This window comes from Actinophytocola sp. (genome assembly GCF_036378875.1).
In the GTDB taxonomy this organism is placed as follows: Bacteria; Actinomycetota; Actinomycetes; order Mycobacteriales; family Pseudonocardiaceae; genus Actinophytocola.
On the sequence record NZ_DASUVO010000086.1, the window covers coordinates 131,841 to 145,080 of the forward strand.

Genomic DNA, 13,240 nt, shown 5'->3' on the forward strand with positions numbered 1-13,240 from the left:
ATCAAGCGGGCACCTCCGTCCGAACAGACGGATGCCAGGCCAGCACACGACGCTCGGCCGTCCGGGTCAGTACGTTGGCCGCTACCCCGAACAACCCGGTGACCACGATCAACGCGTACATCACCGGCACCGCACCGGAACTGCGGGCGTTCGCGATCTCCTGCCCGAGGCCGGGGGAGCCGATGACGAGTTCTCCCGTGATGGTCAGGATGAGCGCGACCGTGGCCGCGAGGCGCACGCCCGTGACGACGTAGGGGAGCGCGGTCGGCCAGACCAGGTAACGGATCCGCGCCCACCGGTTGAGGTGGTAGGAGCGGGCGGTGTCGCTCGCGACCGGGTCGATGTCCGCCACACCGGCCAACACCTGGATGAGCACCTGCCAGAAAGCCGCGTACACCACCAGTATCAGTGTGGCGGCCACCGTCGGTCCCTGCAGTACGACCACGAGCGGGATCAACGCCACCGACGGGATCGGCCGCAGGAACTCGATCGTGGACGCGGTCGTCGCCCGTAGCACCGGGATCGAACCGATGACCACGCCGACGGCGACACCGAGGGCGACCGCGATCACCAGGCCCAGCAACCACGTCCGCAGTGTGTCGAGCGCGGCGAGCCAGAACTCGCCGCGCCCGAACTGCTTCGCCAGCGTGGACAGGATCTCACTGGTCGGCGGCGCGTACCTGGCGGGAACGAGGCCGAGCCGGGGCGCCAGTTCCAGCAACGCGCCGAAACCGACGAGACCGGCCAGCCCGTACGTGCCTCTCACGGCAGCAGTGAGTCCAGATCGGCTGGGTTGGTCAGCAGACCGTCCTCACGGGCCAGATCGGCGATGTCCTCAATGGACTTCCGGTTGATCTCGGCCGGCCACTTGGGCAGCGTCACCTTCGCGATGACCGCCGGGTCGATCTGCGTGTAGGTGCCGATGATCTGGCGTGCCTCGTCAGGATGACTGTCCGCATAGGACAGTGATTCCTGCATCGCCTCCGTGAACCGCTTGACCAGGTCCGGGTTCTGCTCGATCAGCTGGGTCGAGGTGAAGTACAGCGCCACCGCGAGGTCCGGCGCCACGTCCACGTAGCTCGACGCGATCTTGCGGGCGCCCTCGGCCAACACGGCCTGCTGGAACGGCTCCACCACGAACACCGCGTCCACCTGGCCGTTGGCCAGCGCCGCCGGCTGCTCGGGGAACGGCAGGGCGGTGAACTCGACCTTCGACGGGTCGCCGCCGTCCTCGCGGATCGACTGGCGGACGCTGGTGTCCACGATGTTCTCCAGCGTGTTCGCCGCGACCTTCTTGCCCTCCAGGTCCTTGGGACTCTTGATTGGACTGTCCGCGCGGACGTAGAGTCCGGCGAAGTCCTCGCCGTCGACGCCGGTCGAGTTGCAGCCGTTGCTCACGACCTTGATCGGCAGCGTCTGCGAGTGGGCGAGCAGCAACGAGACGACGTTGCTGAAACCGAACTGGTACTCGTTGTTGGCGACCGCGGGAACGATCGCCGCGCCGCCCTCGGCTTGTTTCAGCTCGACGTCGATGTTGCGTTTCGCGAAAAAGCCCTTCTCCTTACCTAGGTAGATGGGCGCCACGTCGAGGATGGGAATCACGCCCACCGTGACCTTGGCCGCCTGACCGGGCGGCGCCGTCCCCTGATCGTCGTCAGAACCGCATGCAGTGGCCAGCAGGGAGGTCACAAGCAGGAGCGTGGCGAGTTGTCGTCGCATCGGTGCAACTCCTTGTTCGTATATCGCACGCTCGTTCTCCAGGAGAACCTAGAGCCACGCTATGGTGAGGTCAACAGTTGACCCACGTACTATCGTGCGACTGAAGAACTGTCGTTCGCAATGCGTACCTGGGAGTGGGCGTGGCTGGTCGCGGAGCCGACTTCGTACAGTCACTGGAACGCGGCCTCGCGGTGATCCGCGCCTTCGACCACGCGCACCCGGAGCTGACGCTGTCTGAGGTCGCCGCCAGGACCGGCGTGACACGTGCCGTGGCGCGGCGGTTCCTGCTCACCCTGGCGTCGCTGGGCTACGTACGCAGTGACGGACGGTTCTTCTCGCTCACCGCACGGGTACTGGAGCTCGGATACGCCTACCTGTCGTCGCTGTCCCTGCCCGAGGTGGCCGAGTCGCACCTGGAGGCACTGGTCGCGGAGGTGAACGAGTCGTCGTCGGTCTCCGTGCTGGACGGCCACGACGTCGTCTACGTCGCGCGGGTCCCGGTGTCGCGCATCATGACCGTGTCGATCAGCGTCGGGACCCGGTTCCCCGCGTACGCCACGTCGATGGGCCGCGTGTTGCTGGCCGGCCTGCCAGAGCCGGAGCTGGAGTCCTACCTCGCCTCGGTCTCGATGGCACCACTGACCGCACGAACCGTGACCTCGGTGGACGCCCTGCGCGCGGAGGTCACCAAGACCCGCACGCAGGGCTGGGCGCTGGTGAACCAGGAACTGGAGGAGGGCCTCCGCGCACTGGCGGCACCCGTGCGTGACCGGACAGGTCGCGTCGTCGCCGCGGTGAACGTCTCCGCCCACGCGAGCCGCACCTCGCTGGAAGTCATGCGCCGAGACCTGCTCCCGCCACTGCTGAAGACAGCAGCCCGCATCGAGGCGGACATCCCCGGCTCCCGCCGCCCCTGAACGGACGCCCGCGGGTGGCCGATGTCTCGAGGTGCCCTTGAGGACGCTGAACCCAGATCCACCGATGATCATGCTGCCCGCGCGGTTCTGTGGATCCGGCGGGCGAAGCCCGCTTCGCGGGCGAAGCCCGCTTCGCGGGCGAAGCCCGCTTCGCGGGCGGTGCCCGTAGCGGCGAGCGGCGTGTTTGTGCCGCCGGCGCTGTCCCGAAAGACGCTTTCAGGTCGTTGAACGTCATCAGCGCGTCTTTCGAGGCATAGGCGGTGTCCCGAACGCGTCTTTCGGGACACCGCCGGGCGCGCAGCGCCCGACGCCAGCGAAGCGCCTGACCACCGCAAGGTGCGACGCCCCGACAAGATCATCGGTGGAGCCAGGCTGAACGCCCAGGGGGTGCCCTTCAGGACATCCCGCTTCAGGCGCCTACCACGACTACCTCGTACGTCGGGTTCTGTGGCGGGAAGCCGGTGTCCAGGTGCGAGTTCACTACGGCCAGCCGGTTGCCGAACTTGGCGGCCGTGACCGGTACGCCGAACGCGGGATCGGTGATCACGCCGTCCGCTGTGCCGCTGCTGAAGTCGGCGCTCAGCTGCCACCGGCTGACCCGGTTCCCGAAGGCCTGGCCCGTGAACGCCTCCACCACCCAGAGTCGCCGCCCGTCGAGTACGAGGCCGTCCGCGCCGGGGGCGACGACCCCGGCGACCGGCTGGCTGGCTCCCGTGAGTGGGTCGATCGTGCACAGCTGGCCCTGCGGGGCCACGAGCAGCGTGGCGCCGGACGGGGTGGAGGTGATGCCGTTGAGGTGGAACACCCCGCTCGGCCCGGCTGCCGGTCCGCTCAGGTCCAGGGTGCGCAACTGGCTGGGAACGCCGCGTGACAGGAAGTAGAGCCTCGGCTGCAGCGAGTCGGTGAACCAGGCCCCGTGCGGCGTGACCGTCACGTCGTTGACCAGCGTCACGTCGCCCGTGTCGTACGCGGCGACGAGGGTGCCGGTGCGGGTGTCGTAGACGCGGATGCCGCCCTCTCCAGCCGCGACGTACAGCAGGTCGTGCCGCAGGTCCACGTCCATGCCGACGGCCGAGCTTCCCGCCGGCGCGTCGATGAACAGTTCCGCCGTGCCGCGGCGGAGGTCGCCGCGGTAGATGTCGCCGTCGAACAGTTCGCCGGCGTAGAACGTGCTGCCCCTGCCGGCCGTGATCCCCTCGGCGGACGTGGCTCCGGGTAGGACGATCACCTTGGTCGACGCGGCCGCCGTACTGGCCGCGGCCAGTACGAGGAACGCCGCCAGCGCCCACGCGAGAATCTTTCGCACGAAGTGCCTCCCCAGACATGCGAGCTTCGGGGAGACGATATCGCGGGTCGGCCTACCGCGTGACGATCAGCAGCACGACCAGCAGGGCGACGAGCACACCAAGCACGACGAGCCAGAGCCAGGCACGGGCTCGCGCTGTGGCGGCCGGCCGCCGGGCGATAGCGGCCAGGGCGTCGGCGACCTGAGCCATCGTCGGCCGGGCCGCCGGGTCGGCTTGCAGCATCTCCATGAGCGGCTGCGCGAGCGGTCCCGCGCGTCGCGGTGACCGCACCCGGCCGGCGGCGACCAGCCGGAGTTGGGCCATGGGGTTGTCGACGGCATCGAAGGGCGGCGTTCCTTCCACGGCCGCGTAGAGGGTCGCCCCCAGACTGAACACGTCGGATGCCGGGCTGGGTCGTTCGCCACGGGCGGCCTCCGGCGCGAGGAAGGCCGGAGTACCCATCAGCATGCCGGTCTGGGTGACTCTGACGTCAGTGGCGCCGCGGGCCAGCCCGAAGTCGGTGATCTTGGCCGCGCCGGTGTCGGCGATCAGGATGTTCCCTGGCTTCACGTCGCGGTGCACGATGCCGATGGCGTGTGCGGCGGCCAGGGCCGACGCCGTCTCCGCGCCGATGCGAGCCACCGTCGCGGGCGCCAGCTCACCTTGTTCGACGATGACGGACCCCAGGTCCTGTGCCGGTACGTACTCCATGACCAGCATGGGGTGGCCGTGGTCGTCGGTGGCGACTTCGTAGACCGCCACGGCGTTGGGGTGCACGAGGCGGGCGGCGACCTGAGCCTCCCGGAACACTCGATGCCGTGCTCGTTGGGCCTCGTCCGGTGTGGCCGACGGAGGCAGGCGCAGCTGCTTGACCGCCACGGTCCGGCCCGTGCGCGTGTCGTTCGCCCGCCAGACCACGCCCATCGAGCCGTCACCTATCGGGGACAACAACTCGTAGCGACCGGCGCCAACGCGCCTTGGCCCGAGGTTCCCGGGCAAACCCACCGCATCACCCTCCACTGGAGCACGTGACACCCGTGAACTACGGCGTCCGCTGCTCGTCCAGTGTCACAGGTGTGCGCTAGACATTCTCCTTGCCGACGGTCCACTCCGCGGAGTGGGGGAGCAGTCCTGGCACGTCCTCGGTCAGGCGGGCGAAATCGAGCGCCTGACCGATCAGGCTCGCGGGGTCGTTCTCGATGGTCGCCCAGGCCCGGGCGCGTTCCTGCTCGCTCGCGAAGCGGCCGTGGTCGAAGGCTCGCCGGGCGGCGACACGCAGTGCGTCCAGGTCGTGCACGACCACCTTGACGTGGGCGTCGATCTGGAAGCGCCGGTCCCGCTGCTCGGCGATCGCCAGCACCTCCGACCGACTCAACTCATGGGTCATACCTCCATGGTGCGCCCGCCGAACCGCCATCTACCAGGCAAAACCGGTCATTCCGGGGAAAGACCGGGGTCTCCCTTAGGGGCGATGTCCAGCGCACGCAGCCGGGCGAGCAGGGCGGCCATCGTGCGGGGCTCGTTCGCGTGGAACGCCGACTCGCGGATCCGGTGCAGGTGCCACCCGCACCGTTCCAGGTCCCGCTGGGTGGCCAGGTCGCGTTCGTACGCCGGCCCGCCCTGCCACGTGTCGCCCTCGCACAGCACACCCAGGCGGGACTGGGACCCCACGACCACCAGGTCCAGCCGCAGCCGTTCGGCCGAGAACGCCGGGGCCACCGCGTAGCCCAGGCCGGTCAGGCGGTTCGCCACCCGTTGCTCGAACAGCGAGTTGAACGGCTCCACCCGCACGTCCGGCGGCACGAAACCGGTCAGCAGACCTTCCGAGCGGTCCGCCGACATCACCCCGTAGCAGTGGTCCAGCAGCTGGAACCGCATGTCCTCCGGGTTCGACAGTGCCGCCAGGGGGATCGAGTGGAACACCCACATCTGGTCCCTGGCCCGCGACGCCGCCACGTTGTAGCGCTGCACGAACATCTCGCGGGTCAGCGGCACCACGCGGTCGGCCGCGCCGGCCACCATCGACAGGAACATCACGTCCCGCTCGGCGCCCTGGAAGTCGGCCGAGTCGCCGCACTGCAGCTTCCGTGACGCCCAGTCCTCCGGGGCGATCCGGTCAAGCAGACGACGCTCGATCGCCTTCGCCTGTGCGGTGCCCAGCAACGAGATCACGCCGAACGTCTTCCCGTCGTACCGCGGATCGGTCAGGCACTTCTCCAACTGCTCGACGACGGCCTCGACCTCGGCGGCGTTGACCTTGTTCGTCGTGCCTTCTACGGTGCCGCCGACGTTGACCGCCCTGATCGGCTCCAGGCGGTCCGCGCCGTACTGGCGCACCGGCTGGAGCCGGATCCCGTCCGGCTCGTAGGCGACCCGGTTCGAGAAGCCGATGATCTCCGGGACGCAGCGGCGGTGCTCGGTCAGCGTCAGCAGGCCGCGGTAACGCATCTTCGCCTCGTCGAACAGGCTGCGCTGCGGGTCCTGCCACGCCGAGCGGTACGGGTCGTCCGCCAGGTACTGGCTGGCGAGGTCGCGCAGCTGCTGCTGGTCCACCCCGACGGCCGTCGGCGAGACCTGCTTGTCGTCGCCGATCACGACCATCCTCGGCGCCAGGTACTGCAGGAACGTCGCCTCCAGGCCCGCCTGCGACGCCTCGTCGACGATCACCACGTCGAACATGTCGCGCCGGATCTGCAGCTGCTCCGCGATCCGGTACACCGGCATGATCCACACGGGCACCGCGGACCGGCAGCGGTCCATGGCCTGTCGCACCTCGGCACGCCGTTGCGCCGCGTACTTCCCCGTGCCCTTCCCGAGCCGGCGCACGAGGTACGCGTAGTGCTCGAGGTTCGCCCGTGCCTGCCCGGTGAGCCGGTCGGGGGACACCGCGTGCCGCCAGGCCCGTGTCGCGGCAAGGGTTTCCACCTCGCGGCGGATGCGTTCCTCGGTCAGCGAGATCTCCGCCTGGACCGCGTTGACGTCCGTCGCGCCGCGGGAGGAGACCCACGTGCTGGCCGCCGCCCAGATCCACGCGTCGCCGAAGTTCGCGAGCTTCTCGCCCCACGCCGAGGGGGCCGCCAGCACCGCCGCCCGGAGTCGAGGCGGGACAAGGGAACTGAGCATGTCGCGGCGGGCCACCTGCGCGCGGACGGTGATGAGCCGGCTGAGCCGCTGGTAGGCAGTGGCATAGGCGGAGGTGTCCCGCTCGCCAACGGCCGTCAGCAACGCCGTGACGCACGGTGCCGCGTCCGCCCGGCTGGCCACGGTGGACACCGCGGACTCCAGGCGGCGCAAGGGAAGCGTGGCGGTGGTGAACGCGTCGGCGGCCGCGGCCACGTCGACCAGGTTGGCGTAGCGGCGAACCGCGTCGAGGTCGGTCCAGTCCGCGCGGGGCAGCCCGGCCTCGGCGAACCGGCGCTGTTCCAGGTCGAGCGCCTCGGCGAGCCGCAGCACCCGGTACAGCTGGTCGAGTTCCGTGCCGTGCCACTGCAGGCGCTCGTGTGGTGGGTCGGTCGGCAGCAGCGGCGACCCGCCCGGCCAGGAACGATCCAAAGCGGACAGTACGCGGTTGGCCTCCGCCCACACGAGGAACCCGGAGACCTGTGCGGCCGACGTCGGCGGCAGACCGTCCACAAGCACCTGCTCGAACAGCGGCTGGGCCTGTTTGACCGGTTTCGGGGTGAGCGCGCCGATCTTGGGCAGGCCGCTCGGCCCGACCTTCAGCGTGCCGCCCTCGAGGTGGGCGAGCAGCTGCTTCGCCAGCGGCACCAACGGGGTCACGTTCCCCGACACCTCGACCTGGGTGAGCGGGCCGAGTTGGTCGACCAGCGTGGTCGCCTGCGTGACCAGTTGGCTGATCTGCTGCGCACGGGCGTGCCACAGGCGGGCGCGACCAGTCCGGATGTCGGCGAGTGCCTCGCCCATCCACGTCTCGCGGCGGCGCGCCAGGTCGTCGGCCTCGTCGGCCAGTTCGGACAGTCGCCTGCGCAGCTGGGCCCTGGCGCCGGGCTCGATGCCGCGCACGGCGTCGAAGGCCGGGTGCCGCTTGAGGTCCGCGTGCCTGGACTCGGTCTCGGCGGCATCGCGTTCCGCGCCGACGAACTCGGCGAACACCTGCGGCGCCGGCGCGGTGCCGAGTTCGACAAGTCGTTGTCCCGCTTCGGTTTCGTCCGCGAGCAGCGCGGCGTCGACGAGAAGCTCGTGCCACTCCACGACCTCCGCGGTCGTGAGCGGCGGCTCGCTCTCGGCAGGCACGTCCGCGTGGTCACGCAGCCAGCCGAACCGCTGCTCCTGTTGCCTGAGCCGCAACGCGATCGCGGCCAGTGTGCCCTTGTAGCCGGCGTGCTCGTGCTCCCGGACCTCGTCGCGGCGGGCGGCGACCAGCTCGTCGTGCAGCTCCGCCCTGCGCAGGCCGAGCCGTTCGATGTTCGCGAGGCAGCGGCGGATCGTGTCGGCCGCCGCGTCCTCGTCGTGGTCGGTCGCGGCGGCCGCGATCCGCTCGACCGCGACCTTCAGATCGGACATGTCCTCACGGGACGAACCAACCACGGCCACCGAGAGCGGCTTGATCTCGGTGGGCAGCTTGTCGCGGACCTCGCGGAGCGCCCGGTCGGTGTGAGCGGTGACGAGCACCCGCTTGCCCTGTGCGAGCAGGTGTGACAGCAGTGCGGCCGCCGTGTGGGTCTTACCGGTGCCCGGCGGTCCCTGCACCAGCGTCTGTGCCTGTGTGTCCACCTGCCGGACGATGCGGAGCTGGGTGTCGTTGACCGGCAACGGGAGGAACGCGTTGCCGTCGACGTCGACCAGCGCGCCTTCCTCCAGGTCCCGCGTGTGTGGCCGGGGGCGGTGGTCGGGGTCGACGAGCGGGAGCAGCCCGTCCGGTACGTCCTGTTCCTCCGCCAGCTGGTCCACGATCGTGGTGAAGATCTCGACGAGACCCTGCTGCGAGCGCCTGCGCAGGATGATCGCGGGCGCGTACGCGGCGACCGCGTTCTGTTGCGGCGGCAGTGGTGCGTCGTCGTCGCGGTACTCGCCGTTCGGGTCGAGCGCGTGCACCAGACGGCGGATCAGCGCGCCGGTCTCCTTGTGCTGCAACGGATGCGAGTCGAGATCCCGCGCGTCGGCGCGGATCTCGTTGATGTGTCGGGGGTTTGGCACGAGTCCCGGCTCGAGCATGTCGAGCTCGACGTCCGCGGTGCCGATCGACTCGACGCGGTGGACGGTCAGCCTGCCCGTGTCGTCGTCGAACCGGATGCCGACCGGCGCGGTCAGCAGATGCCGCCGCACACCGGGGGCCGCCCAGGACAGGCAGCCAACGCCGACGACCAGCTCGAGCTCCTCGGGATTGCCGTTGGCGGCGACGTAGGCGGCGAAGAGCTGGGCGTAGCAGGCACGGACCGGCCGCTCGAGCCGCTCGCGCTCGGCCCAGGCACGCCACGCGACCAGCCAGGTGACGAACTGCTCGGTCAGCTCCGGCGGGGCCTCGTCGGCCAGGTTCGGCGTGGTGTTGGGGTCGCGCCAGTCGGCGAGCCATGGCTCCAGCTCGTCGGGTGGCGGCGGGTCGTGCCTGGTGACGCGCTCGATGGTGAGCACGTCCGCCTCCGGCTCCGGGTCCCCGCGGTGCGCGGAGCTGACCGCGGGGTGGTCGGGCAGGCTGTCGAGCCACAGCACGGAACGGTAGCCCTCGACCGTCCGTGGTGGCTGGTTTCTCAGTTGTTGTGCCCGTCCCAGGAACTCGAACAGGCGAACCGCGCGACCAACCAGTGGGTCGGCGGCCGTGGATGCGTCCTCCACCCGGCCCTCCTGTGGCAGTCCGGAACACCACGGTACCGGACCGTCAGGCGAAGGGTCGTGTTGATCAGTAGCTGTTGAGCTTTTCGTCAGCCCGCAACGCGTCGTCGATCGCCTCGGCGGGGGCCTCGACGCCGAGCTGGCTGCGCACGAGCCGTCCCGCGGTCGGCACCGTCCCCTTCGCCGGCCACGTGCTGGTGTCCCACAGCGACGAACGGGCGAAGGCCTTGCCACAGTGCAGGAACAGCTCCTCGACCCGCACCTCGATCGCGAGCTCGGGCACCGTGTTCCGCACGGCGAGTCGCGAGAGGTACGGCGCGTCGGTCACGATCTGTGCCGTTCCGTTGACGCGCAACGTCTCCCGGAGCGTCGGGACGACGAACAACATCCCGACGCGCGGCCGTTGCAGGATGTTCCGCAGGCTGTCGAGTCGTCTGTTCCCCTTGCGGTCGCCGAAGACGAGCGTGTGGTCGTCGAGCACCAGGACGCTGCCGGGCGGGTCGCCACGGGGTGAGACGTCACAGGTGCCGTCGTCGGCCGACGACGCCAGCAGGAACAGCGGGCTGGCCTCGATGAACCGCCGCGACTCCGCGTCGATGTGGTCGATGACCTTCTCGGCGGCGAGACGTTCCGGTTCGCGGACGATCTCGCGCAGCTCGGCCTCGGTCCGCAGTACTCGGGTCACCAGGTCTCCCAACTCATGCGTAGCAGCGCAACGGTTTGCCGCCGTTGAACGCGATCATGTCCCGGATCGCCGCCAGGATGTTCATCGGCGGGCCGCTGTCCAGCTCGGAGTAGGCGCGGTGCAGGTTGCCAACAATGCGCTCGGGGTCCGTGAGGTCCGCGAACTCACCCAGGTCGGTCTCGCGGGCGGCCTCCAGCGGGTCGAGACCGGCGGCCTTGGCCTCGCGCGCGGTGTTCTGCACGAAACGCAGGTACGACAACACGTCCTCGATGACCGCCGGGCCGGACACCGGGCCGTGGCCAGGCACGATCGTCTCCGCGCCAAGGGGTTTCACGACCTCCGTCAGCACCTGGATCGCTCCCGCGACCGAGCCCATGAGCAGGAACGGTGTCCCGCCGTTGAACAGCAGGTCCCCGCTGAACAGCACTTTCCGGTCCGGGACCCACACGATCGAGTCGTTCGTGGTGTGTGCCGCCCTGCCAACATGGGTGACCTCGCACCGCAGGTCGTCGACCCAGAGCGTCACGCCGTCGGTGTAGGTCAGAAACGGCGGCTCCAGTTCGATGTCGCCCCACTCGACCTTGTTCCACACGGGCTCGTCCCACGGCTTGCCCGATTCCTGGACGCCGACGCGGGTTCCCTCGTGGCCCACGATCGTGGCGCCAGCGAACAGGTAGTTGCCGTAGGTGTGGTCCCCGTGGTGGTGGGTGTTGACGACCGTGCGGACCGGCTGCGGCGTGACCGTACCGATGGCGCGCAGGTACGCGCGCGTGCGGCGCTCCGTCGAGCACGCGTCGACACTGACGACCCCCCGACTGCCGACCAGGAACCCGGTGTTGTTGATCCACCAGGTGCCGTCCGGCTGGATGTAGGCGTGGATGCCGTCGCTCACCTCAGTGACGCGAGGCTTGCCCGGGAACTCGATGTCGTCCGTGGTGGTGGTCACGGGTGCGCTCCTCAATTTGGTCCGGACCGCGTACTCTGGGTGGTCAGACGGGTGACCATGATCGAACGTGGAGGGCCTGATGGCCGCGGAAGACCCTCGCTTTGAGGAGTCTCCCAAATTTGGCGGTGGCGATCAGTCCGGCGCGCCGACGGCACGGCGCATCGTGCTCGGCGCCCAGCTGCGCCGCCTGCGGGAGGCTGCCGAGATCACGCGTGCCGAGGCGGGCTACCACATTCGCGGCTCGGACTCGAAGATCAGCCGGATGGAGCTCGGCCGGGTCGGCTTCAAGGAGCGCGACGTCGCGGACCTGCTGTCGATGTACGGCGTCCACGACGAGCAGGAGCGGGCCGTCTTCCTCGACATGGTGCGCAAGTCCAACGAGCGCGGCTGGTGGCACCGCTACTCCAGCACCATGCCGAACTGGTTCCAGGACTTCGTCGGCCTCGAGGAGTCCGCGGCGCTCATCCAGAGCTACGAGCTGCAGTTCATGCCGGGTCTCCTGCAGACGGAGGAGTACATCCGCGCGGTCGTCAGCCACGGCAGGCCCGAGCTGCTCGACCACGAGGGCGAGCGGCGCGTCTCCCTGCGTCTGCAGCGGCAGAAGGTGCTGACCCGGCCCGGCGCGCCGCGGTTGTGGGCCGTCGTCGACGAGTCCGTGTTGCACCGTCCCATCGGCGGTCACCGCGTGCTGCGGGAGCAGATCGAGTACCTGCTCGAGGTGACCCGCCAGCCCAACGTGACACTGCAGATCCTGCCGTACCAGCAGAGTGGGTACGCGGCCGAGAGCGCGTTCTCGCTCCTGCGGTTCGCGGAGCCGTCACTTCCGGACATCGTCTACATCGAGCACCTGAGCGGCGCGTTGTATCTGGACCGTGTGGACGAGCTCGAGGCGTACGGCCGTGTGATCGATCGACTGGCCGTTGACGCCGAGACGCCGGACCGCAGCCGGCAGCTGCTGTCGAAGTTCCGCCAGGACATCTGACTCTTTGTCCACAAAGTCTTTCCTGCATTCGGGTGACTTTGCTCAGACGGTGATTCGTCACCTCACGGCCTTTCCGCAACGCGGGTAACCGTTAGTGGTGGAGGATGTTCACTCGGTCGGGATATCAAGCTGCGCCAATGGGTTGCCTACGGTCACAAGCGCTAGGTTGATGCCGCTTCTGGGGCATACCCTCCGTAGTGGCGCTCGCCGAAATCTGTACTCGCCCGCATGAATGCACGTGCATTTACCGGTGCACCACGCGGTGTTATCGTGCAATCACCAATGCACGTGCAGATGCACCCACAGTTGAGAACTCGGAAGGTGGGGTCATGCCCGAGGTTCGGAACGGCGTGTCAGCGGATGATCTTCCCGGTGCGGCGTGGCGCAAAAGCAGCTACAGCGGCGCGGTCGGCAACTGTGTGGAGTTGAGTTGGCTGGATGAGCGGGCGGGCGTGCGCAACTCGCGCGACCCCCACGGGCCCGTGCTCGTGGTTCCCGCCACCGCACTCATGTCCCTAGTGAGGAATACAGGAGATCGGAGGGCTTGATGTCTTCCACTGGTGTCGCCGCGGCAAGCGTCGATGTCCAGTTGCGGGAACTGGTCGGCCGCGGCTTCCGCTTCGTCGACCCGAGAGACGAGCACGGTGACGTCCTGGCCGTCGTGGGTGTCCGCGCCCACGACGGGGTCGTGGACATCATCGAACTGCACGGCGAGGACGACGCCATTGCCACGCGGATGCCGCCTGACCAGGACATCCTGTCACCGCGGCGGATCTACTGGCGGGAGCAGGGGCCCGCGTCAGTGGTCCTGGCGAAGATGTTGTTCCTCGCCGACGATTATCTCCCCGGCATGCTGTACCTACCGACAACCGTTAGTGCCTAGTACATCGCCCGGCCGCTGCTGATGTCGTAGAC

At 69.1% G+C, this 13,240-nt stretch carries 12 protein-coding genes; 4 read left to right on the forward strand and 8 right to left on the reverse strand.

Annotated elements, in window-relative coordinates:
- Position 1: 1 nt before the first annotated feature.
- Both VF106_RS25170 and VF106_RS25175 read right to left on the reverse strand, forming a co-directional pair.
- A complete protein-coding gene (locus VF106_RS25170) occupies positions 2-766 on the reverse strand; it encodes an ABC transporter permease (protein WP_330842288.1) in 765 nt (254 codons plus the stop codon).
- Positions 763-1,719, reverse strand: coding sequence for an ABC transporter substrate-binding protein (locus tag VF106_RS25175; protein WP_330842289.1), 957 nt, complete (start codon positions 1,717-1,719; stop codon positions 763-765). Before VF106_RS25175 ends, VF106_RS25170 begins: the two co-directional genes overlap by 4 nt.
- 140 nt (positions 1,720-1,859) lie before the next feature.
- Here VF106_RS25175 and VF106_RS25180 point away from each other — a divergent pair, with 140 nt between their 5' ends.
- A complete protein-coding gene (locus tag VF106_RS25180) occupies positions 1,860-2,636 on the forward strand; it encodes an IclR family transcriptional regulator domain-containing protein (protein WP_330842290.1) in 777 nt (258 codons plus the stop codon).
- Between the two features lie 409 nt (positions 2,637-3,045).
- Here VF106_RS25180 and VF106_RS25185 read toward each other — a convergent pair whose 3' ends face one another.
- The 6 genes from VF106_RS25185 to VF106_RS25210 all read right to left on the reverse strand — a co-directional run bounded on the left by VF106_RS25185 (position 3,046) and on the right by VF106_RS25210 (position 11,343).
- Positions 3,046-3,942: an SMP-30/gluconolactonase/LRE family protein gene (locus VF106_RS25185; RefSeq protein ID WP_330842291.1), complete on the reverse strand. Its 897-nt coding sequence runs from the start codon at positions 3,940-3,942 to the stop codon at positions 3,046-3,048.
- A 52-nt stretch (positions 3,943-3,994) separates the two neighbouring features.
- On the reverse strand, positions 3,995-4,957 hold the full coding sequence (locus VF106_RS25190) for a serine/threonine-protein kinase (RefSeq protein WP_414639056.1): 963 nt from the start codon (positions 4,955-4,957) through the stop codon (positions 3,995-3,997).
- A 46-nt stretch (positions 4,958-5,003) separates the two neighbouring features.
- Positions 5,004-5,309 carry a hypothetical protein gene (locus VF106_RS25195; RefSeq protein ID WP_330842293.1) on the reverse strand — a complete coding sequence of 102 codons (306 nt, stop codon included), beginning with the start codon at positions 5,307-5,309 and terminating at the stop codon, positions 5,004-5,006.
- Positions 5,310-5,356: 47 nt separating this feature from the next.
- A complete protein-coding gene (locus VF106_RS25200; protein WP_330842294.1) occupies positions 5,357-9,715 on the reverse strand; it encodes a PDDEXK-like endonuclease domain-containing protein in 4,359 nt (1,452 codons plus the stop codon).
- A gap of 64 nt (positions 9,716-9,779) precedes the next feature.
- Entirely contained in the window at positions 9,780-10,397 is a 618-nt protein-coding gene (locus VF106_RS25205) for an MSMEG_1061 family FMN-dependent PPOX-type flavoprotein (RefSeq protein ID WP_330842295.1), read from the reverse strand.
- A 13-nt stretch (positions 10,398-10,410) separates the two neighbouring features.
- Positions 10,411-11,343, reverse strand: coding sequence for an MBL fold metallo-hydrolase (locus VF106_RS25210; RefSeq protein ID WP_330842296.1), 933 nt, complete (start codon positions 11,341-11,343; stop codon positions 10,411-10,413).
- Between the two features lie 79 nt (positions 11,344-11,422).
- Here VF106_RS25210 and VF106_RS25215 point away from each other — a divergent pair, with 79 nt between their 5' ends.
- From VF106_RS25215 to VF106_RS25225, 3 genes are all read left to right on the forward strand, one after another.
- Positions 11,423-12,325 (forward strand): Sco1979 family transcriptional regulator, encoded by a 903-nt coding sequence (locus VF106_RS25215; RefSeq protein ID WP_330842297.1) that lies wholly within the window; start codon positions 11,423-11,425, stop codon positions 12,323-12,325.
- Positions 12,326-12,654: 329 nt separating this feature from the next.
- Positions 12,655-12,873: a DUF397 domain-containing protein gene (locus tag VF106_RS25220; RefSeq protein WP_330842298.1), complete on the forward strand. Its 219-nt coding sequence runs from the start codon at positions 12,655-12,657 to the stop codon at positions 12,871-12,873.
- Positions 12,873-13,208 carry a hypothetical protein gene (locus VF106_RS25225; RefSeq protein WP_330842299.1) on the forward strand — a complete coding sequence of 112 codons (336 nt, stop codon included), beginning with the start codon at positions 12,873-12,875 and terminating at the stop codon, positions 13,206-13,208. The genes VF106_RS25220 and VF106_RS25225 overlap by 1 nt, the downstream gene beginning before the upstream one ends.
- The last annotated feature ends 32 nt before the right edge of the window (positions 13,209-13,240 follow it).